Below are 25,292 nucleotides of genomic sequence, written 5' to 3' on the forward strand. Positions count from 1 at the left end.
GAAGCGCCGAATCTACCGGACTCGCGGGCGCCGGAACGCCTCCCGCAGCGCCGCGTGCGCGGCGGGCGGAGCGGCCAGGTGGTCCAGCCCGAGCAGCGCGGCGCCGAGCAGCGGCGGGTCGTCCGGGACGACCAGCCGGGCGCGCGGCGCGAGCGCGGCGTAGCGCTCGGCGACCGCGTCCATCAGCGGCGGGCGGCGGGCGGCGAGCACGCCTCCGCCGAGCACCACGTCGGCCGGGGAGTCCAGCAGGCCGAGGCGGCGCAGCGCGACCGAGCCGAGGACGGCGATCTCCTCGGCCAGGCGCAGCACGACCCCGCGCGCCACCGCGTCGCCGGCCTCGGCGGTGTCGATCAGCACCGGGGCGAGGGCGGTGAGGCGGCCCTCGTCGAACTCGCCGAGGTGGATGCCGAGCCCGACGTCGATGGCACGGTCCACACCGAAGTGGGCGGCGACCGCGCCGGTCAGCGCGGTGCGGGGGCCGCGGCCGTCCTCGCCGCGGACGGCGTGCCACAGCGCGGCGCGGCCGAGCGCGCCCCCGCCGCCCCAGTCGCCGGTGTGCTCGCCGAGCGAGGGGAAGCGGGCGGTGCGGCCGTCGGGGGCGACGCCGGCGCAGTTGATGCCGGCGCCGCAGACGACCGCGACGCCCCAGCCCTCGGTGACCGCGCTGCGCAGCAGCGCGAACGTGTCGTTGCCGACCACCGCGGTGGGCGCGAGCCCCCGGTCCAGCAGCAGCCCTTCCAGCCGCTCCTCCTCGCCCGGCAGGTCGACGTTGGCCATGGAGGCGGCGAGGTGGACGACGTCGCCGGGCGGGACGCCGGCCTCGGCGAGCGCGGCGCCGATGACCGCGGCGAGCGCGTCCACGGCGCCGTCGAGCCCGGTGGCCTGCGGCCGGAACCCGGCGCCGCGCGCGGTCGCCAGCAGCTCCCCGCCGGTCCCCGCCACGGCCGCGTCGATCTTGCTGTTGCCGCCGTCCACCGCGACGAGCACCCCGTCCCGGCGGCGCGGCGGCGCCGCGGCCATCACGCGGCCCACGGCAGGTGGGCGCGGTTCGCGGCGACCAGGTCGCGGGCGAGCCGGTCGGCGAACTCGAGCTGCCCGACCAGCGGGTGTGCGAGCAGCGCGTCCGCGACCCGGTCGACGCCGCCGCGCAGCGCCGCGTCCAGCGCCAGCTCCTCGTAGCCGGACACGTGCGCGACCAGCCCGGAGAACAGCGGCTCGAGCGGTGGGACGGGCAGCGGGACCGGCCCGGACGCGGTGATCCGCGCGGGCACCTCGATCACGGCCCGGTCGTCCAGGAACGGGAGCGTGCCGTTGTTGCGGACGTTGACGACCTGCGCGTCGCCGCGTCCGGTGAGCAGCGACACGGCGAGCTGCACGGCGGCCTCGGAGTAGTAGGCGCCGCCGCGCTCCTCCAGCCGCGCGGGCTTGGTGTCCAGGGCGGGATCGGCGTACAGGGCGAGCAGGTCGCGCTCCAGCGCGGCGACCTCCTCCGCGCGCGTCGGCGCGCCGCGCTGCTCGCGCACGACGCGGTCGTGCTCGTAGAAGTAGCGCAGGTAGTAGGACGGGACGGCGCCGAGCCGGCGCACGAACGGCGCGGGCAGCCCGGACATCGCGGCCAGGTCCGCGGCGCGGCCGTCCAGCAGTTCCGGCAGGACGTCGCGCCCGTCCAGCGCGATCGAGCGCACCCAGGTCAGGTGGTTGAGGCCGGCGTGCCCGAGCGCGATCCGCTCGGGCGCCGCGTCCAGCAGGGCGGCGGCGCGGCGCTGCACGCCGATGGCCACGTTGCACAGGCCGACGGCGCGGTGCCCGGCGTCCAGCAGCGCGCGGGTGACGATGCCGACCGGGTTGGTGAAGTCGATGATCCACGCGTCCGGGGCGCGGGCGGCGACGCGCTCGGCGATGTCCAGCACGACCGGGACGGTGCGCAGCGCCTTGGCGAGCCCGCCCGCCCCGGTGGTCTCCTGCCCGACGCAGCCGCACTCCAGCGGCAGCGTCTCGTCGACCCTCCGGGCCGCCTGCCCGCCGACCCGCAGCTGGACCAGCACGACGGCGGCCCCGTCCACGGCCTCGTCGAGGTCTCCGGTCGCCACGACCTTCGCGGGGTGGCCGGCGCGGGCCAGCATCCGCGCGGCGAGCCCGCCCACGAGCTCCAGCCGCCGCGCGTCGGGGTCGGCGAGGACCAGCTCCGACACCGGCAGCGCCGCCCGCTCCCGCGCGATCCCGTCGACCAGCTCCGGGGTGTAGGTGGACCCGCCCCCGATGACCGTCAGCTTCAACCCTTCACTCCCGTCAACGTCACACCCTGGATGAACACGCGCTGGGCGAGGAAGAACACCACCAGCACCGGCATGATGGTCAGCAGCGTCGCCGCCATCGTGAGGTTCCACTCGACGTGGTGCGCGGCGCGGAACGTCGCCACCCCTATCGCGAGGGTCCAGTTCTCCGGCTTGGCGTACACCAGCGGCCCGTAGTAGTCGTTCCAGCAGTAGAAGAACTGGAACAGCGCGACGGCCGCCAGCGCGGGCTTGGCCATGGGCAGCACGACCCGCAGCATGGTGCGCAGCTCTCCGCAGCCGTCGACCCGCGCCGCGTCGGCGTACTCGCGCGGGATCGTCACGAGGAACTGGCGCAGCAGGAAGATGGAGAACGCGTCGCCGAACGCCTGCGGGATGATCAGCGGCCAGAGCGTCCCGGTGAGGTGGAAGCGGGACCACACGATGTACAGCGGCACCATCGTCACCTGCGGCGGCAGCATCATCGCCGAGATGACCACGACGAGCGCGAGGTTGCGGCCGCGGAACCGGAAGCGGGCCAGCGCGTAGGCGACCGGCACGCTGGACACCAGCATCAGCGCGGTCGACAGCGCCGCGTACACGGTGCTGTCGACCGTCCACCGCACCATGTCGCCGCTGAAGGCGCGGCGGAAGTTCTCGAAGTGCCACTCCTTCGGCCAGAGCGAGGTGCTGAGCGCCTGCGAGTCGCTCATCACGGCCGTGAGGAACATGAACGCCAGCGGCGCCAGGAACATCACCGCGAGGACGATCACGGCGGCGTGCGTGGCGATCCACATCAGCGTGCGGCGGGACCGTCCGCCGTAGGCCATGGCCGTTCCCGACGGGGCGGTCACTGCGCCTCCTCTCCGGCGAACGCGCGGAACCGGCGCAGCAGCAGGAGCGTGAACGCCATCGCGATGACGAACATGACCAGCGCGAGCACGCACGCGTAGCCCATGTTGAACTGCCGGAACCCCTCGTCGTAGAGCCACTGCGGGAAGGTCAGCGTCGACCCGCCGGGGTAGCCGGGCGCGAACTGGGTGCCGGGCAGGTCGGCCTGCCCGGCGGCGACCTTCCCGGCGACCATGGCCTGCGTGAAGTACTGCAGCGTCTCGATCACGCCGGTGAGGGCGGCGAACGCCAGGACGGGCGAGACGGTCGGCAGCGTGATGTGCCGGAACCGCGCCCAGGCGCCGGCGCCGTCGATGGCGGCGGCCTCGTACAGCGACCGGGGCACGTTCAGCAGCGCCGCCAGCAGGATGATCATGACGTCGCCGACCGCCCACAGCCCGAGCAGCGACAGGCCGGGCTTGGCCCACGCGGAGTCGTTGAAGAAGTCCGGCAGCGAGAACCCGAGGTGGCGGGCGATCACCGGGAACGGGCCGGTGCCGGGGTTCAGCACGAACACGAAGGCCACGGTCGCCGACACCGGCGGGATGAGGTACGGGACGTAGAACACGGCCCGCAGCAGGTTGCCTCCGCGCCTGATCCGGGTGAGCAGCTGCGCGACGCCGAGGCCGAACAGCACCCGCAGCGGGACGAGCACCGCCACCAGCCACAGGGTGTTGCGCATCGCCGTCCAGGCGTCGCCGTCGTGAAGCAGGTAGCGGTAGTTGTCCAGCCCGGCGTACTTCAGGGTGAACAGGTTGTAGCGCGTGAAGGAGAAGTAGACGGTCGCGGCGAGCGGGTAGGCGAAGAACAGGCCGACCCCGGCCAGCCAGGGCGACAGGAACGCCAGCACCCGCAGCCGCCGGCGGCGGCCGGCCCGGGACGCCGTCCCGAGCCGGTCGCGCCGCAGGGGCAGGCGCAGCGAGCCGGAGGCCACGGCGTCAGCCCCCGGCCAGCTTCAGCGACGCGTCGACCTTCCCGTCGAGGTCGTCGAGCGCCTTGCCGAGGTCACCGGCCTTCCCGGGCTCCCACTGGTCCTGGACGAACTGCTGGAACTTCACGACGTAGTCGTTGCCGTTCGGGGTGGGCGGCGTCGTGGCGCTCGCCGGGTTCTTGAAGACGTCGAGGAACGTCCTGAACTGCGGCGGCAGTCTCAGGTCCGGCGAGGACAGCGAGGCGATCGTGGTGGGGACGTTGCCGAGCGCGTTGGCGAAGGTGACGAGCGCGCCGGTGTCGGTCGTCAGGTACCTGATGAACTCCCACGCGGCGGCGCGGTGCCTCGCGCCGCGCGGGATGCCGATGACGGTGCCGGTGACGAAGCCGCTGCCGTAGCGGGCGTCCTGCCCGTCGGGGACGGGCGCGGGCGCGGTCCCGTAGTCGACCTTCGGCGCCTCCTCCTGCATGAACTTGGTGCGCCACTCGCCGTCGACGGCCATGGCGACCTTGCCCTTCTCGAAGGGGTTGGACGACTCGAACTCCTGGCCCATCGAGTGCAGGAACTTCTTGACGTTGTCGTAGCCGTACCAGTCGATGAGGCTCTTGTCCCACTGCAGGTACGCCTTGACGGCGGGGTCGGCGGCGAAGTCCGCGTGCCCGTCGGGGGTGAGCCACCTCGCGCCGAACTGGGTGGCGAGGTGCTGCACCTGGTGCTCGTAGTACTGCGCGGACGGCATGAACCCGGCGACCTTGATGGTCCCGTCGGGATCGCGGACGGTGAGCTTCTTGGCCAGCGCGGTCAGCTCGGAGAACGTGCGGGGCGGCTGCTCGCCCTTCATCAGGGCCTTGTTGTAGTAGAGCCCGTAGGCGTCGGCGAGCAGCGGCATCGCGCACCGGCGGCCCTTGTAGCGGGTGTACTGCTGAACCGGCTTGGGGAACTGGTTCATGTCGAGCCTGGACCCGGCGATGTCGCCGGACAGGTCCTGCCAGGCTCCGCTCTGGCACCATTGCCCGACGCTGTCGGTGGTGAACGACGACACGACGTCGGGCGGGTTGCCGCCCCGGATGGCGTTGGTGATGCGGTCGTCGGTCTGGTCCTTGACCAGCTTGACGGTGATGTTGGGGTGCAGCTTGTGGAAGCCTGCGGCGGCGTCCTCGAACGCCTTCACCTCGTGCGGGGCGCTCCAGCCGTGCCAGACCTCGATGGTCTGCCTCTCCCCGGCCTTCGGGCCGCCGGACCCGCCGCCGCTTCCGCCGGCCGTGCAGGCCGTGAGGCCGAGCCCGGCGGCGGCCAGGGCCGCGGCGAGCCGGCGCGTTGTCGATGTGCGCACTCCGGTTCTCCTTCGGGGGAGGGACGGCCGGTGCCGCCGTCCGCTGTGGGGGAGCGGGGGTGGGATGGGCGCGGTTCAGGAACGGGGCGTGTCGGGGACGGTGGTGGAGAACACCTCGTCGCGGGTCTCCTGGAGTGCCTGCTGCAGCGCGCCGGCGAGGACCGGGTTGCCCCGCAGGGAGCTGAGCCGGACCTCGGGGCGCGGGATCGTCAGGCTGTGCAGGTGCTGCTGGACGCGGGCGCGCAGCGGCTCGCCGCCGGCGCGCAGGACGTCGCCGGTGAGCACGACCAGGGCCGGGTCGAGGACCGCGACGACGGTGGCGAGGGTGGCGCCGAGCCGGGTCGCCAGCTCGGTCAGCGCGCGTTCGGCGCGGGCCCCCGCGTCGGCGGCGGTGCGGGTCCCCGCGCGGCCGGCGCCGACCTCGGCGGCGGCGCGGCCGAGCGCGGTGGCCGCGTCCCGGCCGCGGAACCCGTGCTCGCGCATCAGCTTCAGCACGGCGGCGCCACCGGTGAGGCTGTGCACGCCGCCGGTGTGGGTGCGGCGCACGTCGCGCATCAGCGGGGCGCCGACCGCGGGCGCGTAGCCGATCTCGCCGGCGCCGCCGGTCGCGCCGCGGTGCGGCGCGCCGTCCAGCACGACGGCCATGCCGACGCCGTCGGCGACCCACAGCAGCACGAAGTCGCGGGTCCCGGCGGCCTGCCCGCCGGCGCGCTCGGCGAGCGCGGCGAGGTTGACGTCGTTCTCGATGGCGATCCGGACGCCGAGGCCGCCGGCGAGGGTGCCGACGAGGTCGGGGATGTGCCAGCCGGGGATGTGCGCGGCGTAGCCGAGCCGTCCGGTGGACGGGTCGATCGCGCCCTGGATGCCGATGACGGCCCGGTTCAGCGCGGTGCGGGCGAGCCCGGCCGCGGCGGCGGCCCCGTCGAGGGCCTCCGCCATCCGGGCGACGGCGTCCACGCCGGTGCGGGCGGGCGTGGGGAGGGTGTGCTCGCCGACGACCGCCCCGGTCAGGTCGGCGACGCTCACCCTGATGCGGGCGGGGGTGACGTCGGCGCCGGCCACGTGGGCGGCGGCCCCGTTGACGCGGTACAGCTCGGCGGTCCGTCCGGGGAGCCCCTCGCGCAGGCCGTCCCGCACGACGAGGCCGGCCTCCTCGAGCCGGGCGAGCAGCTGCGAGGCGGTCGGCTTGGAGATGCCGGTGAGGTCGGAGATCTGCGGGCGGGTGAGCGGGCCGCGGGCGAGCAGCGCCTCCAGCGCGGCGCGGTCGTTGATGGCGCGCAGCAGGCTCGGGGTCCCGGGGACGGGCGCGGTCACGGCGGCTCCTCGGAGTTAAGAAGGTTTCCTAACTTGGAGGAGAAAGTAAGGAGTCTTAACGAACACGTCAAGACCCTGGGGCGGCCGGTTCCGGGCGGGCGGTCACGGAAGAGGCCGCGAAGGAAGCCGGGGAGGAGGCCGCCGAGGAGGCCGCGAGGGGGAGCCGGGAGGGCGCCGGGGAGTCAGGGCGGGCGGTCGAGGGGGCGTCAGGGGGCGGCGACGATGAAGCCGACGTTGCCGAACCCGATCTCGTCGCCGGGCCGGACGCGGGCCGGGCCGGTGAGCCGCCAGCCGTTCACCCGGGTGCCGTTCATCGACCCCAGGTCGGAGACCATCCAGCCCTCCTCGGCCTGGTACAGCTCGGCGTGGAAGCGGGAGACGGTCAGGTCCGTCAGCACGAACTGGCAGGCGGGGGCGCGGCCGACCACGATCCGGGACGACCCGGCGGGCGGCAGCACGAAGCGCGGGAGCCGGGGGCCGCGCCAGGCCGCCTCGATCCGCGCGGTCACCTGCGAGACGGTCGCCACCAGGCCGGTCAGCCGGCCGACGACGCGGCTGGTGGGCGGCAGGTCGTGCACGATGTCGTCGAGCTCGGCGCGGCTGCGCGCCTGCAGCACCTGGTCGACGCGGCGTTCGAACGTCTCGTGCGACATCCGGCCCTCGGACACGCGCTCGCTGAGGACGCGCAGCACCCGGTCCCGCTCGGTGTCGGACGCTCGCACCGGGTAAGAGGGCTGACCGTCCATGGCTGTGAGTATCCAGTCCCCGTCGTCGGCTGTCCAGAAAGGCCGTCAGGTGGAGGGCGGGCGATCGCCCTCACCCGCCCTCCACCTTTTCGATGCCTCGAGGCCGCCGGAAGTTCGGGAACGTTCCGCGGAGTTCCCGCGGCGCCCGCCGCGGGAACTCCGGTGCCGTGCCGGGTCAGCGGGAGAGCAGGTCCCGCGCGATGTGGGTCACCTGGATCTCGTCGGTGCCGGCGTAGATCTGGAACGACTTGGCGTCGCGGGCCAGCTGCTCGACCCGGTACTCGCTCATGTAGCCGTTGCCGCCGAACAGCTGCACCGCCTCCTGCGCGACCTCGCTGGCGGCCTGCGCGGCGTACAGCTTCATCGCCGACGCCTCGGCGAGCGTCGGGGTGCGGCCGGAGCGCTGCATCTCGATGTGCCGGAACACCAGGTTCTGCACGTTGAGGCGGGCGACCTCCATCTTGGCGAGCTTCAGCTGGATGAGCTGGAAGTCGCCGATCCGCTGCCCCCACAGCTCGCGGGTCCTGGCGTACTCGACCGACAGCTTCAGGCACTCCTCGATGACCCCGAGGGCCATCGCGGCGACGCCGGCGCGCTCGGTGACGAAGTTCTGCTTCGCCGACTCCTTGCCGCCCTGCGAGCCGGACGACAGGAGCCGGTCGGCGCCGGCGCGCACGTCGTTGAGGAACAGCTCGCCGGTGGGGGAGGAGTGCAGGCCCATCTTGCGCAGCGGCCTGCTCTGCTCCAGGCCCTCCATGCCGCGGTCGAGGACGAACGTGAGGATCTCGCGGTCGCGGGGCTCGCGGCCGTCGTCGAGCTTGCAGTAGAAGACGATCGTGTCGGCGTAGGGGCCGTTGGTGATGAAGGTCTTGCTGCCGTTGATGACGTACTCGTCGCCGACCTTCTTCGCGGTGGCCTGCATGCCGCCGAACGCGTCGGAGCCGGAGTTCGGCTCGGTGATGGCCCAGGCGCCGACCTTCTCCATGGTGAGCAGGGGCAGCGCCCAGCGCTCCTTCTGGTCGGGCGTGCCCCGCTTCATGATCGTCCCGGCGGCGAGGCCGAGGCCGACGCCCATCGCCGAGACCATGCCGGGGGCGACCTTGCACAGCTCGATGACCGGCAGCATCGTCATCGCCGCGTTGCCGCCGCCCGGGGCGTCGGCGTCCTTCTTCGGCGCGCCCCCGCTCCCGCCCGCCTCGCGCTCCTTGGCGATCCGGGCCTGGAAGGACGAGCGCGCCATCTCGTCCATCCCGAACGTCTTGTACAGGCTCCGGAGCAGGTCGTAGGGCGGCAGCTCGCCGGAGTCCAGCGCGTCCAGGTTCGGCCGGACCTCCGCGTCGATCCAGCCGCGCACGGCGTCCCGGATCATCAGGTCTTCCTCGGACCACTCGATCATGCTCAGCCTCGCCCTTCCGGTTCCCGCAGGTTGCGGGCACCATCCAAGCAGATCGGGAAAGCGAGCGCTTATTCGGGGATGCGGATGACGTCGGCAAGCACGCCGCCGTCCGCGGTGAGCCGCTTGGACGACGGGCTGTCGTACACGACCATCAGCCTGGTGCCCTCCCCGTGCAGGCCGTCCAGGACGGCGAGGCCCTCGGGGTGGTCGTCCCCGTCGCCGTAGGGCAGGTCACCGAGCCGGGGCAGCCGCTCGGCGGGGACGACCTCGGGCGCGTCGGCCTCGGCGATCCCCGGCCAGCGGTGCACCCGCACCGGGCCGTCCAGGTCCATGCTCGGGCCGGTGAGGATCAGCAGGTCGTCGCCCTGCGGGCACAGGTCGCGGATGCCGAGCCCGCCGAGGTCCAGGAAGTGCGTGCGGTAGAGGGCCTTGCCGTCGCCGACCGGCAGCGGCCGCAGCCGGCGCGGGTCGTCCGGATCGGTGCCCGGCCGGATCTCCACCAGCACGGCCCAGCCGCGCAGCACCGGCCCGCGCAGGCCGATGTAGAGCCGGTCGCGGTGCGCGGCGATCCCCTCGATGTCGATGCCGTTGTCCTTGCTCGGGATCGACAGGAACGGCGCGAGGTGCGGGTCGTCCGCGAGCAGGTCGGTGACGGAGTCGCCGTCCAGCCCGAGCACGGCGGCGGTGCGGTCCCCGTCCTCGCGGACGACCTCGGGCAGCCCGTCCGCGCCGGCGGCCAGGGGGAGGCGGGCGAGCACGAAGCGGTTGTCCTCGCGCACCACCGACGCCAGCCGCTTGCGGGCCTTCGCTCCCGTCTGGCCCGCCTTGATCTTCTTGCGCTTGAGGCTGTGCGAGCCGATCGCCCACAGCCATCCGTTGCTCCGCGCCAGGCCCTCGATGTCGGCCTCCTCGTCGGGGCCCGCGGGCAGGTCGACCAGATCGGCGAGCGCGACCGTGGTGTGCCCCTCGTAGCCGGTGACGAGCCCGTCGCCGTCGAGCGTGGCGGTGAGCCGCTCGATGGTGGCGGTCTCGTCGCCCGCCACCCACAGGCAGCGGCCGTCCTGGCGCACGGCGGACAGGTTGGTGTGCGTCCCGGCTTCCCGGCTCTCAAGCCCGAAGCGCAGCGCGACCTGGCGTTCCACGATCATGAGCGGAATGTTCCCATAAAACCGGCGCCGTTCCGGCCCGCCGCGCCCGCGCCGGTGCGGCCGCTATCGGTCCCAGAGGACGTGCAGATGCGGCGGCTTGCGGAAGACCAGCCCGTGCGCGCGCGCCGGGCGGGCCGGGTCGAGCCGAAGCCCGGGCAGCTCCAGCAGCGCGGCGACCGCGGTGCGGGCCTCCAGCCTGGCCAGATGGGCGCCGAAGCAGAAGTGCGGCCCGTGCGCGAACGCCAGGTGCTCGCCGGCGTTGGCGCGCCGCACGTCGAACCGGTCGGGGTCGGGGAACACGGCGGGGTCGCGGTTGGCGCCCGCGATCGACACGCGCACCAGGTCGCCCGCGCGCACCGTGACGCCGCCGAGGGCGGTGTCGCGGGTGGCGTAGCGGTCGACGACCGACGCCGACGGCTCCAGCCGCAGCGACTCCTCGATCGCGGCGGGCAGCAGGTCCGGGTCGTCCAGGACGAGCCGCAGCTCGGCGGGGTGGCCCAGCAGGTGCAGCACCGTGTTGGCGATCATCCCCTCGGTGGTGTCGATGCCGCCGAACATCAGGATCGCCGCGTTCGCCACGACCTCGGCGGTGGTCAGGCCCGCCCCGTCCGCGGCGGCCTCCGCCAGCAGCGACCCGGGGGCGTCCGCGGTGATCGCCTTCTCCACGGCCGCGCGCAGCAGCGCGTACGCCTCGTCCGCGCGGGCGGGCGCGTCCCCGCCGGCGGTGATGGCGGACACGGCCTCGACGAACGCCCCGTACCAGGACCGGACGGTCGCGGCGTCGACGCCCTCCAGGCCGAGCGCCTCGGCGACGACCGCGACGGCGAGCGGCCCGGCCAGCTCGCCGCGCAGCTCCGCGCGGCCGGCCGGAGCGAGCCCGCCGACCAGCCGCGCGACCTCGGCCTCGACGAACGCGGTGAAGCGCTCGCGGGTCCGCGCGGGCCGGAACGGCCGCGCGAACGGGTCGCGGTGCCGGGTGTGGACGGGCCCGTCCAGCGACAGCATGCTCGGCCCGACGACCCGCGCGGTGGAGAAGCGCGGGTCGTCGACGGTGAAGGCCGCCGCGTCCCGCATCACCCGCTGCGCCAGGTCCCGCGAGGTGACCAGCCAGCCGCCGAGGGCGGGCAGCCAGGAGACGGGCTCGGCGGCGCGCAGGCGGGCCAGCAGGGGATGCGGGTCGTCCTCCAGGTCGGCCACCGTCGCGGCGGCGCCGACCGGGAAACGGGACGTCGGCTCGGAGGTCACCCGTCCGAGGATATTCCGCCCGATCGCCCCCGGAACAGATCTACATTGTAAAGGCGCCGGGTCGTCACGCGGCCTCGGCCCGCTCCCGCCACCATTCCCGGCCGCGGTCGGGCAGCGTGTAGATCGGGTCGTAGTACTCGTACTGGCGCGTCAGCGCGTCCGGATCGGACAGCTCCAGCCCGGTGCGGTAGTTCTTCGTCCAGTAGGAGACGCCGCGCTCGCGGTCGTAGTCCGACAGCTGGTGCACCCAGCGCTTGCCGACGTAGGGGACGTCGCACACGATGCGCGGGGTCGCGAAGCCGGGCAGGTAGCCCATGATGGCGTGCTGCAGCTCCTGGGCCTCCCAGACCGCGAGCCGCCAGTGCTCGCTGTTGGGGATCATGTCGCACATGTAGAGGTAGTACGGCATGATGCCCGCCTCGTCGAGCAGCGCGAACGACAGGTCGAGCAGCGCGTCCGGGGAGTCGTTGACCCCGCGCAGCAGCACGCCCTGGTTGCGGACGTCGCGGATGCCGGTGTCGAGCATCGCCCGCGCCGCCTTCGCGACCAGCGGCGTCACCGACCGGGCAGCGTTCACGTGGGTGTGGATCGCGATCTGCGCGCCGCGCTCGTGCGCCTTGGTCGCCAGGCGCTCCATGCCGGCGCGGACCTCGTCCTGCAGCCAGTGCTGCGGCAGGCCCATGAGCGCCTTGCTGGCCAGCCGGATGTCGCGGATGTTGTCGATGTCCAGCAGCGCGTCGACGAACGACTCCAGCCGCGGCCAGGGCAGGTTCGCCACGTCGCCGCCGGACACCACGACGTCGCGGACGCCGGGCGTGCGGCGCAGGTAGTCGAGCATGGCCTCGTGCCGGTCCGGGGGCCGGATGGTGAACTTGTGCTTGTCGACGTTCGGCGTGGAGTTGCCGACGAGGTCCATCCGGGTGCAGTGCCCGCAGTACTGCGGGCAGGTCGGCAGCAGCTCGGCCAGCACCTTGGTGGGGTAGCGGTGGGTCAGCCCCTCCACGGCCCACATCTCGGCCTCGTGCAGGGAGTCGCGGGTGGCGTAGGGGTGCGACGGCCAGTCGGTGCGCCGGTCGCTGAACACCGGGAGCATGTACCGGCGCACGGGGTCGGCGTAGAAGGCCTCGGTGGACGAGGTGTCCATCGTGTTGAGCATCTGCGGCGGCAGCAGCATCGACATCGTCGCCCGCTCCGCCTGGTCGCGCTCCAGGTCGGCGTAGAACGGCTCGTCCAGCAGGTCGCCCATGACCGTGCGGAGTTGGCGGACGTTCTTCACGCAGTGCGCGCGCTGCCACTGCGCCGACTCCCACTCCGCGTCCGTGACGTCGCGCCAGCCGGGCAGCCGCCGCCAGTCGGGCTCCTCCAGCGGCCGGCGCCGGTAGGCGTAGGGCTGGCGGGCCGCGTCCCGGCCGTCCGCCGGGTCCCGGACGGCCGCGTCCGGGTCCGGATGCAGGGCAGTGGTCATCGTCGACCGCCTCCTCGCGTCACATCGATCACATAAAAGTCTTGTATGGAGCCGACGTTACGGGAAGACTTCCACCGAAACCAGAGGTACTCGGGATATCTTCCGGGGCATCACCATGGATCACACGGGACACGGACGTTGCGAAGGGGCGCGGGGATGAGCGGAGCCGGGACGGCGGCGGGGACGGGGACCGCGGTGGGGCTGCACCGGGTGCTGGAACCGGCGGGCGTGCTGCCGCAGGCGGCGGCGCGGCTGGACACCGATCCGGCGATCCGCCCCGACGAGGTGCGCGTCCGGGTGGAGCGCCTCAACCTGGACGCCGCGTCCTACCGGCAGCTGCACACCGCGCACGGCGGCGACCCGGACGCGATCCGCGCCGAGGTGCTGCGGATCATCGGCGAGCGCGGCAAGATGCACAACCCGGTCACCGGCTCGGGCGGGATGCTCGTCGGCACCGTCGAGGAGGTCGGGCCGGACTCCCCGCTCGGGCTGGAGCCCGGCGACCGCGTCGCCACCCTCGTCTCGCTGACCCTGACCCCGCTCGCGGTCACCGACGGCCTCGCCCGCTGGGACGGCCGGTCCGAGCAGGTCCCGGCCGACGGCCACGCGATCCTGTTCGCCCGCTCCATCGCCGCCGTCCTGCCCGGCGACCTGCCGATGCCGGTCGCGCTGGCCGTGATGGACGTGTGCGGCGCGCCCGCGCTCACCGAGCGGGTCGTCGCGGCCCGCGAGCGCCCGGTCGTGGCGGTGCTGGGCGGCGCCGGCAAGAGCGGCTCGCTGTCGCTGGCGGCGGCGCGCCGGGCGGGCGCGTCCCGCACCATCGGGCTCGTCCCCACCGCGGAGGAGGAGGAACGGCTGGCCGCCACCGGCCTGGCCGACACCGTGGTGCGCGCCGACGCCCGCGACCCGGTCGCGGTCGCCGCCGCGATCGGCGAGCCCGCCGACGTCACCGTGGTGTGCGTGGACGTGCCGGGCTGCGAGCACGGCGCGATCCTCGCCACCGCGCGCGGCGGGACCGTGGTGTTCTTCTCGATGGCGACGTCGTTCTCCGCCGCCGCGCTCGGCGCCGAGGGCCTGGCCGCCGACGTGACCATGCTCATCGGCAACGGCTACGTGCCGGGGCACGCGGAGACCGCGCTCGGCCTGTTGCGGTCGGAACCGGCCCTTCTCCCGCTGTTCACCGCCCGGGCGGGAGCCGATTCGGCAGAATGATCGTCGAATCCCCCGTAAGCGGCGGGATCAGGTGATCATCGAGGGAGAGAGCATGGCGAGCGTCATCGGGGAACTGCACGGGCGCGATCCCAAGGAGCGGCAGACGCAGATCGTGGACGTGCTCGTCCAGGCGTTCTCGGACCTCATGGAGCGCAGCCCCGCCGAGTTCCGCCGCCGGTTCCGCAAGATGGCCTCCGACCCGTTCGCGTTCTACCGCGGCAGCGCCTGCCTGTTCTACGCCGACGTGCAGCACGACGACGACCCGTGGGCCGACGAGCGGACGAGCCGCGTGTGGATCCAGGGCGACCTGCACGCGCAGAACTTCGGCACCTACATGAACGACGACGGCGTGTTCGTGTTCGACGTCAACGACTTCGACGAGGCCTACGTCGGGCACTTCACCTGGGACGTCAAGCGGCTCGTGGCGAGCCTGGCGCTGCTGGCCTGGCAGAAGGCGATCTCCGACGCCGACATCCGGCGGCTCATCGAGACCTACGTGCGCGCCTACGTCGACCAGGTCCGCCTGTTCGCCGCCCACGACGGCGACGAGAAGTTCGCGCTGACCCTCGACAACTCCGACGGCTACGTGCGGGACGTGCTGATCGAGGCGATGGGCGGCACCCGGATCGCGCTGCTGGACGGCATGACGGTCGTGGAGGGCCCGGACCGCCGGTTCCGCGACCGCGCCGGCGTCCGCCGGCTGGACGACGCCGAGCGCGCCAAGGTCGAGGCCGCCTACCAGGACTACCTGCGCACCATCCCGTCGGAGAAGCGGTTCGGCAGCCTCACCTACCAGGTGAAGGACATCGTCGGCGCGTCCGGCTTCGGGATCGGCTCGGCGGGCCTGTCGGCGTACAACATCCTGGTGGAGGGCAACACGCAGGCGCTGGAGAACGACGTCATCCTGTCGATGAAGCAGGGCAACGTCGCCGCGCCGAGCCGGGTCGTCGACGACGCCCGCATCCGCGAGTACTTCCAGCACCACGGGCACCGCACGGCGGTGTCGCGCCGGGCGCTGCAGGCCAACACCGACCCGTGGCTCGGCTACACCCAGATCGACGGGGTCGGCTACGTGGTGCAGGAGCTGTCGCCCTACGAGGAGGACCTGGACTGGGGCGGGCTCACCGAGCCGGAGGACATGCTGTCGGTCCTGGACGACCTCGGCCGCGCCACCGCGAAGGTGCACTGCGTGTCCGACACCGACTCCGACCACACACTGGTCGGCTTCCAGGTCGAGGACGCCATCAACGCGGTGATCGGCGCCGACGAGTCGGCGTTCGTCGAGGACATGGTCGCGTTCGGCACCGGCTACGCCGAGGTCGTGCGCCGCGACCACGAGTACTTCGTGGACGCCTTCCGCAACCACCTGATCCCCGGCCTGTAGCGGCCGCCGGCCGGGTCAGCCGGCCCGGTCGCCGGTCCCGCCGCCGGCCGCGCCCCCGGGGCCGGTGGCGCGGACCAGGAGGAGGGCGATGTCGTCGTGGCCCTGCTGGTCGGACAGCAGGGCCAGGACGCCGTCGGCGGTGGCGTCCAGCGACTCCGACCGCGAGGCGACGAGCGCGGACGCCAGCCGGGCGATGCCCTCGTCGACGTTGCGCATCCGGCTCTCCACCAGCCCGTCGGTGTAGAACGCGAGGGTCGCGCCCGCCGGGATGACCGCGGAGAGCTGCTCGTACTCGGGCGGGTGCGCCGGGTCCGACACCCCGAGCGGCAGCCCGTGCGGGACGGCGAAGTGCCGGGCCGTCCCGCCGGCGAGGGCGAGCAGCGGCGGGGGATGCCCGGCGCACGCCAGCTCGCAGCGCATCGTCGCCGGGTCGCAGACCAGGCACAGGCAGGTGGCGAACTGCGCGGCGTCCAGGCCCTGCGCGATCGTGTCGAGCCGGGTCAGCACCTCGGCGGGCGGCAGCTCGCTGCCCGCGAGGGTGTGCGCGGCGATCCGCAGCTGGCCCATCGCGGCGGCCGCGGTCACCCCGTGCCCGACCGAGTCGCCGATCACGATCGCGACCCGGTCGTCGGGCAGCGGGACGACGTCGTACCAGTCGCCGCCGACGTCGCCGCCCGCCGGCACGTACCGGTGCGCGATCTCCAGCCCGGCGGGCGCGGTGACGCGGCCCGGCTTGAGGGTCGCCTGCAGCGCGGCCGCCGTGCGGTGCTCGCGCCGATACAGGCAGGCGTTGTCGACGCACGTCGCGGCCCGCGACGCCAGCTCGGCGGCGAGCGCGGTGTCGGCGGCCGCGAACGGCGGCCGGCCGCGCTTGCGGCTGAACACCGCGAACCCCAGCACCCGGCCCCGCGCCACCAGCGGCACCGCGAGCAGCGACACGTGGTCGAGCAGGCCGTCCATGGCGGGGCCGGTGCGGTGCGCGATCGCGTCCGGGATGGCGTCGCTGCCGAACTCCACCATCCGGGCGGTGCCGACGCACCGGGCGTAAGGGGTGTCGGGCGGGTAGACGATGACCTCGTTGACGGGGAACTCGCGGGCCCAGCGGCTCGGGTCGTCCTCGGCGAAGGCGATCGCGAGCCGCCGCACCACCGCCGCCCCGCCCGCGCCCCCGGCGTGCGGAGCGGGCCGCCCGTCGGCCAGCAGCGACTCCAGGACGTAGATGGCGCCCGCGTCGGCGAACCGCGGCACCGTCACTCCCACGATCTCCGCGGCGGTGCGGTGCAGGTCCAGGGTGGAGCCGATCCGGCGGCCGGCCTCGTTCAGCAGCTCCAGCCCGGCCGCCCAGGGCGGCGCGGCGGTCAGCGCCACCAGCGTCCGGCCGGATCCGGCCGCCATCGGGTCGCACGACACCTCCAGCGTCCCGCCGGCGAGCGCCAGCGTCCCGCGCCACGGCCGGCCCGTCGCGGCCTGCTTGAGCGCCGCCTCCAGCGGTCCGGCGGACGCGGCGCCGAGGAGTTCGGGCAGCCGCGCGCCCACGGCCGCCGACGCCGGGCAGCCGAACAGGCGGGCGGCGCCGTCGCCGCAGGCGGTGACCTCGCCGTCCGGGGTCAGCAGGACGGTCACCGGACCGGCGTGCGCTGCGAATGGCTCTGACGTCGGTCCTTCACTGTCGGCTGCGTCAGGGTGGTCCCGGCGGGATTGCCGTTACGCTGAATCCCCCGCGGACGAGCCCCTCGGCGGAAAAGGGAGACGATGCATGGACTCCGAGTGGATCCCACCCGAGGTCGACGGTCAGAGGCCAAGCGTCGCACGGGTGTACGACTTCCTGCTCGGCGGAGACCACAATTTCGCGTCCGATCGTGACCTCGCGACCGGGCTGCTGCGGATCGAGCCGCAGGCGCGGGAACTGGCGCACGCGAACCGGGCGTTCCTGCGCCGCGCGGTCCGCACGGCGGCGCGGGCCGGCGTCGACCAGTTCGTCGACATCGGGTCGGGGATCCCCACACAGGGCAACGTGCACGAGGTCGCACAGAGTGTCAACCCGGCCGCACGGGTGGTGTACGTCGACAACGACGACGTGGCCGTCGCGCACAGCCGGTCGATCCTGGCGGGCAACGACCGCGCCGCGGTCATCCAGGCGGACATGCGCCGGCCCGCGGAGATCCTGGAGCACGCCGGGCTGAACCGGGTCGTCGACCTGTCGAAGCCGGTGGCGTTCCTGCTCGTCGCGGCCCTGCACCTGGTGAAGGACGACGAGGACCCGGCCGGGATCGCCGCGGCGCTGCGCGACGCGGGCGCGCCGGGCAGCCACCTGGTGCTGTCCCACCTCACCCACGAGGCGCAGCCGGGCAAGACCGCCGCGATCGGCAAGCTGTACGACCGGGCGACCTCCCCGGCGGTGTCGCGGTCGCACGCGGAGATCCTGCGCTTCTTCGACGGCTGGGACCTGCTGGACCCGGGCCTGGTGTACGTGCCGCTGTGGCGTCCCGACGACGGGGACGAGGTGAGGGACCCCGAGCGGTTCCTGGTGTTCGGCGGGGTGGGCCGCCTCCCCTGACCCGCGGTCCCGGCGCGGCCGGGCGCGGCGGCGGGCCGGTAGTGTGCTGATCGTGCAGGCCGCCGACGACCCGTTCGTGCGGGTGCGCGGGGCCCGCGAGCACAACCTGCGCGGCGTGGACGCCGCGATCCCCCGCGACGCGCTGGTGGCGTTCACCGGCGTGTCCGGGTCGGGCAAGTCGTCGCTGGCGTTCGGCACGCTGTACGCCGAGGCGCAGCGCCGCTACCTGGAGTCGGTCGCGCCGTACGCGCGGCGGCTGCTGCACCAGGTCGCGGCGCCCGCCGTCGAGGAGGTGACGGGGCTGCCGCCGGCGGTGGCGCTGGAGCAGCGCCGGTCGGTGCCGTCGTCGCGGTCGTCGGTCGGCACGGTGACGACGCTGTCGAACTCGCTGCGGATGCTGATGTCGCGCGCGGGGGAGTACCCGCCGGGCGCCGAACGGCTGGACTCCGACGCGTTCTCGCCGAACACCGCCGCCGGCGCGTGCCCGCACTGCCACGGCCTCGGCGAGGTCCACGAGGTCACCGAGGACTCGCTGGTCCCCGACCCGTCGCTGAGCGTCCGCGACGGCGCGATCGCGTCCTGGCCGGGCGCCTGGCAGGGCAAGAACCTGCGCGACATCCTCGACGCCCTCGGCTACGACATCGACCGGCCCTGGCGGGACCTGCCCCGCGAGCAGCGCGACTGGATCCTGTTCACCGACGAGCAGCCCGTCGTGACCGTCCACCCGGTCCGGGAGGCCCACCGCATCCACCGGCCCTACCAGGGCACCTACTCCAGCGCCAAGCGGCTGCTGCTGCGCGCCTACGCCGACTCCAAGAGCGAGGCGCGCCGCCGTCGCGCCGAATCGTTCCTGGTCGCGGCGGTGTGCCCGGTGTGCGGCGGGCGGCGGCTGCGGCCCGAGGCGCTCGCGGTCACCTTCGCCGGCCGCACCATCGCCGATCTGGCCGCGCTGCCGCTGTCGGCGCTGGCGGACGTGCTGCGCCCGCATCTGGCCGGTGACGGGCCCGCGGCCGTCCTGGCCCGCGACCTGACCGCCCGCATCGAGGTGCTGGAGGAGCTGGGCCTGGGGTATCTCGCCGCGTCCCGGCCGGCGCCGACGCTGTCGGCGGGGGAGCTGCAGCGGCTGCGGCTGGCGACGCAGCTGCGGTCCGGGCTGTTCGGCGTGGTGTACGTGCTGGACGAGCCGTCCGCCGGGCTGCATCCCGCCGACACCGAGGCGCTGATGGTGGTGCTGGAGCGGCTGAAGGCGGCGGGGAACAGCCTGTTCGTCATCGAGCACGACATGGAGGTCGTGCGCCGCGCCGGGTGGGTCGTGGACGTCGGTCCCGGCGCGGGCGTGCACGGCGGCCGGGTCCTGCACAGCGGGCCCGTCGAGGGCCTGCGGGACGTGCCGGAGTCGGTCACGCGCCGGTTCCTGTTCGGGGAGGCCGCCCGTCCGCGGCGGGCGCCGCGCGCGCCGTCGGGGGCGTTGGAGCTGCGCGGCGTCACCCGCCACAACCTGCGCGGGCTGGACGCCGACGTCCCGCTCGGCGTGTTCACCGCGGTGACCGGGGTGTCGGGGTCGGGGAAGTCGACGTTCGTGGACGTGCTCGCCGAGCGCGCCGAGGCGGGCGGCGCCGTGCAGCGGGTGGTGCGGGTGGACCAGCGCCCGATCGGGCGCACGCCCCGCTCGAACCTGGCGACCTACACCGGCCTGTTCGACGCCGTCCGCGCGCGGTTCGCCGCCACGGACGAGGCGCGGGCGCGCGGGTACGGCGCCGGCCGGTTCTCCTTCAACATGCCGGGCGGCCGGTGCGAGAACTGCCAGGGCGAGGGGTTCGTGTCGGTGGAGCTGCTGTTCCTGCCGTCGACCTACGCGGTGTGCGAGGTGTGCCGCGGGGCCCGCTACAACCCGGAGACGCTGGAGATCACCTGGCACGGCGCGAGCGTCGCCGACGTCCTGACGATGACGGTCGAGGAGGCCGCCGGGTTCCTCGCCGAGGTCGCCCCGGCCGCCCGCGCGCTGGCGGCGCTGCGCGACGTCGGCCTCGGCTACCTGCGGCTGGGCCAGCCGGCGACGGAGCTGTCGGGCGGCGAGGCGCAGCGCATCAAGCTGGCCGCCGAGCTGCAGCGCGCCCGCCGCGGCCACGTGCTGTACCTGCTGGACGAGCCGACGACCGGCCTGCACCCGGCCGACACCGAGCTGCTGGACCGGCAACTGCACGCCCTGGTGGACGGCGGCGCGACCGTCGTGGTCGTCGAGCACGACATGGACGTGGTCGCGTCCGCCGACCACGTCGTCGACCTGGGACCGGGCGGGGGCGGCGAGGGCGGCCGCGTCGTCGCCGAGGGGACGCCCGCGCGGGTGGCGGCCTCTGCGGCGAGCCGCACCGCCCCGTATTTGAAGGCCCGGCTGCGCTGACGCGCGCGCGGTGTGCGCGGTGTGCGTGACGCGCCCCCGCCCGACCCCGGCGCGGCGGGACGGGCGGGGGCGCGCCGGCCCGGTGGTTCAGCCCGCGTCGGCGGGCTCACCGGGGTCGGCGGGCCGGCCGGGTCAGCGGGCGAACGCGATGGCCGTCCCGGCGCTGACCACGACCGCGATGACGACCAGGACCAGCGAGGTGCTGAGCGGGTCGTGCCGCCGCTCCAGGGCCTTCGGCTCGGACGTCGCGGCCCGGTTGACGGGGTGCGGCGAGGCGGGCGGGCTCGGCTTCCTCGGCGGCGCGTGCGGAGCGGCCGGGGCGGGGGCCGCCGCGCGCGCCGGAGGCGGTGCGGGCGGCGGCGGGCTCGGCACCGGTTCGGGCGGGGGCGCCTCGGGGACGTGCACCGGCGGCGCGGCCTGGGGCGGCGGCTTCGCGGCGGGCGGCGCGGGTTCGGTCGCCGGCGGCGCGGGCGTCTCGGGCGGAGGCGCGTGGGTCGGCGGTGCGGCGTGCGTCGGCGGCGGTGGCGCGGGCTCGGAAGGCGGCTCCGGCGCGGGGGCCGGCGGCTTCACGCAGCCCGGCGCGCCCGGGCCGACGTGCACGTGGACCAGCCCGTCGACGCACACGCTCACCCCGCCGCCGCCCTGCCCGGTGACCGTGACCGAGGACGACGGCGAGGACGAGGACGAGGACGAGGGGTCGGGCGAGGGATCGGCGAACGCGCAGGTCGGCAGGGCCAGCGTCCCGGCGAGCGCCCCGCAGACCGCGGCGGGGAGCAGCGGCAGGCGGCGCATGCTCAGCCACCTCCGGAGATGCGCCGCAGTTCCGCCGCCGCGCCGGTGAACGCGTCGGGATGGACGGCGAGGCCGCCCCGGAAGACGTGCGCGATGTCGAAGACCAGGTAGACGCCGGCGGCCAGCAGCCCCGCCATGAGCGCGAGCGGGACCAGCGTCATCCCGCGGGGCCTGGCGCCGGCGAACAGGGGCAGCAGCATCACGACGATGCCGGTGAGCACGGTGACCGCCAGGAGCCCGGCGGGCGGGGTGGTCCCGGCGTCCATGGCCCGCTGGTGGCGGGCGGCGGAGATCTCGGTGAGGTGGTCCAGGACGGAGCCCTGGGCGTTCTGGAGCTCGTCGGTGGGGGTCTTGACGGCCATCACCTCGCGGCGCAGGGCGTCGAGCTTCGTCCATCCCGCGGCGCTGAGCCGGCCGTGGTCGTGCATCAGCCGCCATTCGGGGCCGCGGACGAGCTGCACGTAGTCGCGCAGCCCGGCCTGGATCGGCTGGGCGTCGGCGGCGGGCAGCCGGGACGCCGCCCAGTACGCCTCGACGACCGCCTGGCTCTCGGCGTAGGTGTTGGACCGGGCGGAGTCGGCGGAGGTCCAGGGGACCACGATGGCGATGGCGAACGCGAGCAGGAACAGCGCCGACAGCATCGCCCCCGTGTGCGCGGTGGTGGGGCCGTCGGGGTCGGGGTCGTCGACGCCGTGCCGCCCCCGCCGCACCAGCCGGCTCGCGAGGATCACCACGATGACGGCGCACACGGCGGCCGCAATATAAATGATCATGCCCCTCCAGGCGGAACCGGACGTGCTCGGGCGGGGCCGGGTCCCCGCCCGTCTGCCACTGTCGGTGATTGTATTTTCACCAAGCGTGCCCGGTCTCTGGTTTCCCCTTGGTCGTCACCTGGAAGTGAGCCCGCCGTCCGGCGCGGGGAGCAAAGGCTGGCCCCGGACGGGCTTTCGGCCGGCGGGGGAGCGCGTCGCGTGGGAGGGGAAGGACTGGAGGGGGCGGTGCGGTGCACGCGCCTGACCTGAGTATCTGCTGCTAGTTCTTGCGATTTGTGGTTCAGATGCCGGAAGATCTCCGGTAGAGAACTCGTATAGAAGGACGATTATCGGTAACCGGCCTGAGAGGGGCGGCAGCGTGAGGGGAGACGGCAATGGCGCCGCAGGGGAAGCTGGACCTCGATCCGCAGGTGGTGGCCGCCGCCCGGCGGCTCGCCGCGCGGGCCGCGGAACCGATCATCCGGATGGCCCGCTCCCACACCACCGTCTCGGTTGAGCGGGCGCTGCTGCGGCTGGCCGGGCTGACCGGCGCCGACGACGAGGGCCGGCCCTGGGCCAACCACCTCGCCGACGCCGTCCGCGACCAGGTCGGCCTCGAGCACGGCCTCGCCCTGCCGGTGTGGGACGCGCTGCTGAACGGGCCGCACCGGACCCTCGGCGACCTCGCGCAGGCCGCCGCCCGGGGCCGTGTGTCCTTCCGGCTGCCCGCCGGCACCGACGCCGCGCACGCCCGCGAGGCCGCGACCGCCGCCGCCCGCGGCGGCATCGCCCGCATCGACCGCCGCCGCGCCGAGCGCGACGCGCTGCTGCGGCGGCTGCCGACCCCGGACACCGCCGACCCGCCGCGCCCGCTCGTCTACCTCATCGTCGCGACCGGCGACATCTACGAGGACATCCCGCAGGCCCAGGCCGCCGCCCGCGAGGGCGCCGACGTCGTCGCGGTCATCCGCTCCACCGGGCAGTCGCTGCTCGACTTCGTCCCCGAGGGCGCCACCCGCGAGGGCTACGCCGGCACCTACGCCACCCAGGAGAACTTCCGGCTCATGCGCGCGGCGCTGGACGACGTGTCCCGCGAGCTCGGCCGCTACGTCCGGCTGACCAACTACGCCTCCGGGCTGTGCATGCCGGAGATCGCCACGCTCGCCGGGCTGGAGCGCCTGGACATGATGCTGAACGACTGCATGTACGGCATCATCTTCCGCGACATCAACCCTCGCCGCACCTTCATCGACCAGCGCTTCTCCCGGCAGATCCACGCCCGCGCCGGGATCGTCATCAACACCGGCGAGGACAACTACCTCACCACCGCCGACGCGGTCGACGCCGCGCACACCGTGATCGTCAGCCAGCTGCTCAACGAGCGGTTCGGGCACGAGGCGGGCCTCGCCGACGCCCAGCTCGGCCTCGGCCACGCCTTCGAGATCAACCCGGCGATCCCCGACTCGTTCCGGCTGGAGCTGGCGCACGCCCAGCTCGTCCGCGAGCTGTTCCCCGGCGCGCCGCTGAAGTACATGCCGCCGACCAAGCACATGACCGGCAACATCTTCGCCGGCTACCTGCTGGACGCGTTCTTCAACCTCGCCGGGGTGCTGACCGGGCAGTCGATCATCCTGATCGGGATGATGACCGAGGGCATCCACACCCCCTGGCTGTCGGACCGCGACCTCGCGCTGGAGAACGTCCGCTACGTCCGCGACGCCTGCGGCGCCCTCGCCGAGGACTTCATGCCCCGCCCCGACGGGATGATCGTCCAGCGGGCCAGGCAGGTGCTGTCGGAGTCGGTCGAGCTGCTCGAGCGGATCAGCGACGACGGGCTGCTCACCGCGATCGCCGAGGGCACCTTCGGCGTCACCCGCCGCCCGCCCGACGGCGGCAAGGGCCTGGACGGCGTCGTCGAGCGCGCCGACGGCTACGTCAACCCCGCGATCGAGATCCTCGACACCGAGGACCCGCACGCCCCCCGCAGCACGGCCGACGCCCAGGAGGTGCCCGCATGACGGTCGAGACGCCCGGGACGCAGGCCCCGGTCCAGCCCGCCGACACCCGCCAGGTGATCCGCCCCTACGGCGACACCACCGGCGACGGCATGGTCCAGATGTCGTTCACCCTGCCGATCCCGGCGGGCAAGCGCGCCGACGCCGCCGCGCTCCAGCTGGCCGGGAAGATGGGCCTGGATCCCGCCAGCGTCGTGCACGCCAAGCCGATGGGCCCCGACTTCACCTTCTTCATCGTCTACGGGCGGGTCGGGCACCTGATCGACTACGCCTCCATCCCCGTCCCTGAGGAGCGGGCGTACCCGCTGCTGTCCTCGCAGGAGGTCAACCTCGCCATCCGGGGCGCGCTGAACCGGCGGCTCGTCGTCGTCGGCGCGTGCATCGGCACCGACGCCCACACCGTCGGCATCGACGCGATCCTCAACGTCAAGGGGTTCGCGGGGGAGAAGGGCCTGGAGTACTACCGGGAGATCCAGGTGGTGAACATGGGCGCCCAGGTCACCGTCGAAGAGCTCGTCGAGCGCGCCAAGGCCGAGAACGCCGACGCCGTGCTGGTCTCCCAGGTCGTCACGCAGAAGAACGCGCATTTGCACAACACCAAGCAGACGGCCGCCGCGTTCCACGCCGAGTACCCCACCGCCGTCGCCGCCGGGATGGGGCGCCCGCTGCTGGTGGTCGGCGGGCCCCGGTTCGACACAGTCACCGAGGAGGACCTCGGCGTCGACCGGATCTTCGGCAAGGGCACCACGCCCGCCGAGGTCGCCAGCTACCTCGTCCACGCCCTGCTTCCGGGGGAGGCCGTGCGGGAGGCACGGCAGGCGGACGACGACGAAGGAGAGGACGGACGATGACCGACCCCCGCGAGGGCCTGACCGTCACCCACCGGCGCTACGTGCCCTACGCCCACGCCCACTACGCCGGCGACCTGGTCGACGGCGCCTACATGCTCGGCCTTTTCGGCGACGTCGCCACCGAGGTGTGCATCCGCACCGACGGCGACGAGGGCCTGTTCGCCTCCTACTCCGACGTGCAGTTCCGCGCGCCCGTCCGGGCCGGGGACGTGCTGGAGGCCACCGCCGTCGTCACCCGCGTGGGCACCCGCAGCCGCACGCTGGACTTCGAGGCGCGCGTGGTGTGCCGGGGCCGCCCCGACAAGGGCGAGTCGTCCGCCGAGGTGCTGGCCGAGCCGATCGTGGCCGTCACCGCCACCGGCACGGTGGTCGTCCCCGCGCCCGTCGGCTGATCCGCCGGGCCGTCCGGGCCCCCGGCGCGCCGCCCCGCGGGCGCGCGCCGCGGGGCGGCGCCGGCGCGTCCGGGCCGGAATTGGCGGTGACCTGCGATCATGGTGCTGAGCTGGGAGAACAGAGAGTCGCCGCAGAACATGCGGCGGTTGACAAGGGCCGCGAAGCCGGTAGTTTTGCTGCAGTCCAGCACGGG

General features: G+C 74.1%; 21 protein-coding genes. 7 read left to right on the plus strand and 14 right to left on the minus strand.

Annotated elements, in window-relative coordinates; genetic code table 11:
• Window positions 1–12: 12 nt before the first annotated feature.
• From J4557_RS24950 to J4557_RS25000, 11 genes are all read right to left on the minus strand, one after another.
• Window positions 13–1,020, minus strand: coding sequence for an N-acetylglucosamine kinase (locus J4557_RS24950; RefSeq protein WP_208269318.1), 1,008 nt, complete (start codon window positions 1,018–1,020; stop codon window positions 13–15).
• On the minus strand, window positions 1,020–2,276 hold the full coding sequence (locus J4557_RS24955; protein WP_208269166.1) for a 6-phospho-beta-glucosidase: 1,257 nt from the start codon (window positions 2,274–2,276) through the stop codon (window positions 1,020–1,022). The genes J4557_RS24950 and J4557_RS24955 overlap by 1 nt, the downstream gene beginning before the upstream one ends.
• Complete coding sequence (locus J4557_RS24960) at window positions 2,273–3,127, minus strand: carbohydrate ABC transporter permease (protein WP_307800187.1); 855 nt, start codon at window positions 3,125–3,127, stop codon at window positions 2,273–2,275. The genes J4557_RS24955 and J4557_RS24960 overlap by 4 nt, the downstream gene beginning before the upstream one ends.
• On the minus strand, window positions 3,124–4,098 hold the full coding sequence (locus J4557_RS24965; RefSeq protein WP_307800188.1) for a carbohydrate ABC transporter permease: 975 nt from the start codon (window positions 4,096–4,098) through the stop codon (window positions 3,124–3,126). The genes J4557_RS24960 and J4557_RS24965 overlap by 4 nt, the downstream gene beginning before the upstream one ends.
• A gap of 4 nt (window positions 4,099–4,102) precedes the next feature.
• Window positions 4,103–5,428: an ABC transporter substrate-binding protein gene (locus J4557_RS24970; protein ID WP_208269167.1), complete on the minus strand. Its 1,326-nt coding sequence runs from the start codon at window positions 5,426–5,428 to the stop codon at window positions 4,103–4,105.
• A 75-nt stretch (window positions 5,429–5,503) separates the two neighbouring features.
• On the minus strand, window positions 5,504–6,742 hold the full coding sequence (locus J4557_RS24975; RefSeq protein ID WP_208269168.1) for an ROK family transcriptional regulator: 1,239 nt from the start codon (window positions 6,740–6,742) through the stop codon (window positions 5,504–5,506).
• 206 nt (window positions 6,743–6,948) lie between these two features.
• Window positions 6,949–7,488 carry an FHA domain-containing protein gene (locus J4557_RS24980; RefSeq protein ID WP_190864413.1) on the minus strand — a complete coding sequence of 180 codons (540 nt, stop codon included), beginning with the start codon at window positions 7,486–7,488 and terminating at the stop codon, window positions 6,949–6,951.
• A 175-nt stretch (window positions 7,489–7,663) separates the two neighbouring features.
• Window positions 7,664–8,884 (minus strand): acyl-CoA dehydrogenase family protein, encoded by a 1,221-nt coding sequence (locus tag J4557_RS24985; RefSeq protein ID WP_208269169.1) that lies wholly within the window; start codon window positions 8,882–8,884, stop codon window positions 7,664–7,666.
• A gap of 68 nt (window positions 8,885–8,952) precedes the next feature.
• Window positions 8,953–10,032, minus strand: coding sequence for a DUF3616 domain-containing protein (locus J4557_RS24990; RefSeq protein WP_208269170.1), 1,080 nt, complete (start codon window positions 10,030–10,032; stop codon window positions 8,953–8,955).
• A gap of 63 nt (window positions 10,033–10,095) precedes the next feature.
• Window positions 10,096–11,277 carry a cytochrome P450 gene (locus J4557_RS24995; protein ID WP_208269171.1) on the minus strand — a complete coding sequence of 394 codons (1,182 nt, stop codon included), beginning with the start codon at window positions 11,275–11,277 and terminating at the stop codon, window positions 10,096–10,098.
• 64 nt (window positions 11,278–11,341) lie between these two features.
• Window positions 11,342–12,742 (minus strand): KamA family radical SAM protein, encoded by a 1,401-nt coding sequence (locus J4557_RS25000; protein WP_208269172.1) that lies wholly within the window; start codon window positions 12,740–12,742, stop codon window positions 11,342–11,344.
• A 156-nt stretch (window positions 12,743–12,898) separates the two neighbouring features.
• Between J4557_RS25000 and kdd the strand changes: the two genes are divergently transcribed.
• Together kdd and J4557_RS25010 are read left to right on the plus strand one after the other, a co-directional pair.
• Window positions 12,899–13,954: an L-erythro-3,5-diaminohexanoate dehydrogenase gene (gene kdd / locus J4557_RS25005; protein ID WP_243776306.1), complete on the plus strand. Its 1,056-nt coding sequence runs from the start codon at window positions 12,899–12,901 to the stop codon at window positions 13,952–13,954.
• Window positions 13,955–14,006: 52 nt separating this feature from the next.
• The gene (locus J4557_RS25010; RefSeq protein WP_208269173.1) at window positions 14,007–15,338 is read left to right on the plus strand and encodes a DUF2252 domain-containing protein; all 1,332 of its coding nucleotides are present in this window, start codon (window positions 14,007–14,009) and stop codon (window positions 15,336–15,338) included.
• A 15-nt stretch (window positions 15,339–15,353) separates the two neighbouring features.
• Here the strand turns inward: J4557_RS25010 and J4557_RS25015 are convergent, their stop codons facing one another.
• Window positions 15,354–16,961 carry a SpoIIE family protein phosphatase gene (locus J4557_RS25015; protein ID WP_208269174.1) on the minus strand — a complete coding sequence of 536 codons (1,608 nt, stop codon included), beginning with the start codon at window positions 16,959–16,961 and terminating at the stop codon, window positions 15,354–15,356.
• A 133-nt stretch (window positions 16,962–17,094) separates the two neighbouring features.
• Here J4557_RS25015 and J4557_RS25020 point away from each other — a divergent pair, with 133 nt between their 5' ends.
• Window positions 17,095–17,895 carry an SAM-dependent methyltransferase gene (locus J4557_RS25020; RefSeq protein WP_208269175.1) on the plus strand — a complete coding sequence of 267 codons (801 nt, stop codon included), beginning with the start codon at window positions 17,095–17,097 and terminating at the stop codon, window positions 17,893–17,895.
• Window positions 17,896–17,944: 49 nt separating this feature from the next.
• The gene (locus J4557_RS25025) at window positions 17,945–20,296 is read left to right on the plus strand and encodes an ATP-binding cassette domain-containing protein (RefSeq protein WP_208269322.1); all 2,352 of its coding nucleotides are present in this window, start codon (window positions 17,945–17,947) and stop codon (window positions 20,294–20,296) included.
• A 132-nt stretch (window positions 20,297–20,428) separates the two neighbouring features.
• On the opposite strand, the gene J4557_RS25030 is transcribed toward J4557_RS25025, so the two are convergent.
• On the minus strand, window positions 20,429–21,088 hold the full coding sequence (locus tag J4557_RS25030; RefSeq protein WP_208269176.1) for a hypothetical protein: 660 nt from the start codon (window positions 21,086–21,088) through the stop codon (window positions 20,429–20,431).
• Between the two features lie 2 nt (window positions 21,089–21,090).
• Window positions 21,091–21,861, minus strand: a complete 771-nt coding sequence (locus tag J4557_RS25035; RefSeq protein ID WP_208269177.1) for a bestrophin-like domain — start codon at window positions 21,859–21,861, stop codon at window positions 21,091–21,093.
• 374 nt (window positions 21,862–22,235) lie between these two features.
• Here J4557_RS25035 and kamD point away from each other — a divergent pair, with 374 nt between their 5' ends.
• From kamD to kal, 3 genes are read left to right on the plus strand one after another with little or no spacing between them, the layout of a single operon-like run.
• Window positions 22,236–23,858, plus strand: coding sequence for a lysine 5,6-aminomutase subunit alpha (gene kamD, locus J4557_RS25040; protein WP_208269178.1), 1,623 nt, complete (start codon window positions 22,236–22,238; stop codon window positions 23,856–23,858).
• Window positions 23,855–24,706 carry a lysine 5,6-aminomutase subunit beta gene (gene kamE / locus J4557_RS25045; RefSeq protein WP_208269179.1) on the plus strand — a complete coding sequence of 284 codons (852 nt, stop codon included), beginning with the start codon at window positions 23,855–23,857 and terminating at the stop codon, window positions 24,704–24,706. The genes kamD and kamE overlap by 4 nt, the downstream gene beginning before the upstream one ends.
• On the plus strand, window positions 24,703–25,098 hold the full coding sequence (gene kal, locus J4557_RS25050; protein WP_208269180.1) for a 3-aminobutyryl-CoA ammonia lyase: 396 nt from the start codon (window positions 24,703–24,705) through the stop codon (window positions 25,096–25,098). Before kamE ends, kal begins: the two co-directional genes overlap by 4 nt.
• Window positions 25,099–25,292 lie beyond the last annotated feature (194 nt).

The sequence above is a fragment of the Actinomadura nitritigenes genome (genome assembly GCF_017573545.1).
Classification (GTDB): domain Bacteria; phylum Actinomycetota; class Actinomycetes; order Streptosporangiales; family Streptosporangiaceae; genus Spirillospora; species Spirillospora nitritigenes.

What these genes read in the sequence shown, in the direction of transcription:
- J4557_RS24950 (WP_208269318.1), bottom strand. Translation starts at nt 1,020, where the DNA reads ATGGCCGCGGCGCCGCCGCGCCGCCGGGACGGGGTGCTCGTCGCGGTG.
- J4557_RS24980 (WP_190864413.1), bottom strand. Translation starts at nt 7,488, where the DNA reads ATGGACGGTCAGCCCTCTTACCCGGTGCGAGCGTCCGACACCGAGCGG.
- J4557_RS24985 (WP_208269169.1), bottom strand. Translation starts at nt 8,884, where the DNA reads ATGATCGAGTGGTCCGAGGAAGACCTGATGATCCGGGACGCCGTGCGC.
- J4557_RS24990 (WP_208269170.1), bottom strand. Translation starts at nt 10,032, where the DNA reads ATGATCGTGGAACGCCAGGTCGCGCTGCGCTTCGGGCTTGAGAGCCGG.
- J4557_RS25000 (WP_208269172.1), bottom strand. Translation starts at nt 12,742, where the DNA reads ATGACCACTGCCCTGCATCCGGACCCGGACGCGGCCGTCCGGGACCCG.
- kdd (WP_243776306.1), top strand. Translation starts at nt 12,899, where the DNA reads ATGAGCGGAGCCGGGACGGCGGCGGGGACGGGGACCGCGGTGGGGCTG.
- J4557_RS25010 (WP_208269173.1), top strand. Translation starts at nt 14,007, where the DNA reads ATGGCGAGCGTCATCGGGGAACTGCACGGGCGCGATCCCAAGGAGCGG.
- J4557_RS25020 (WP_208269175.1), top strand. Translation starts at nt 17,095, where the DNA reads ATGGACTCCGAGTGGATCCCACCCGAGGTCGACGGTCAGAGGCCAAGC.
- J4557_RS25030 (WP_208269176.1), bottom strand. Translation starts at nt 21,088, where the DNA reads ATGCGCCGCCTGCCGCTGCTCCCCGCCGCGGTCTGCGGGGCGCTCGCC.
- J4557_RS25035 (WP_208269177.1), bottom strand. Translation starts at nt 21,861, where the DNA reads ATGATCATTTATATTGCGGCCGCCGTGTGCGCCGTCATCGTGGTGATC.
- kamD (WP_208269178.1), top strand. Translation starts at nt 22,236, where the DNA reads ATGGCGCCGCAGGGGAAGCTGGACCTCGATCCGCAGGTGGTGGCCGCC.
- kamE (WP_208269179.1), top strand. Translation starts at nt 23,855, where the DNA reads ATGACGGTCGAGACGCCCGGGACGCAGGCCCCGGTCCAGCCCGCCGAC.
- kal (WP_208269180.1), top strand. Translation starts at nt 24,703, where the DNA reads ATGACCGACCCCCGCGAGGGCCTGACCGTCACCCACCGGCGCTACGTG.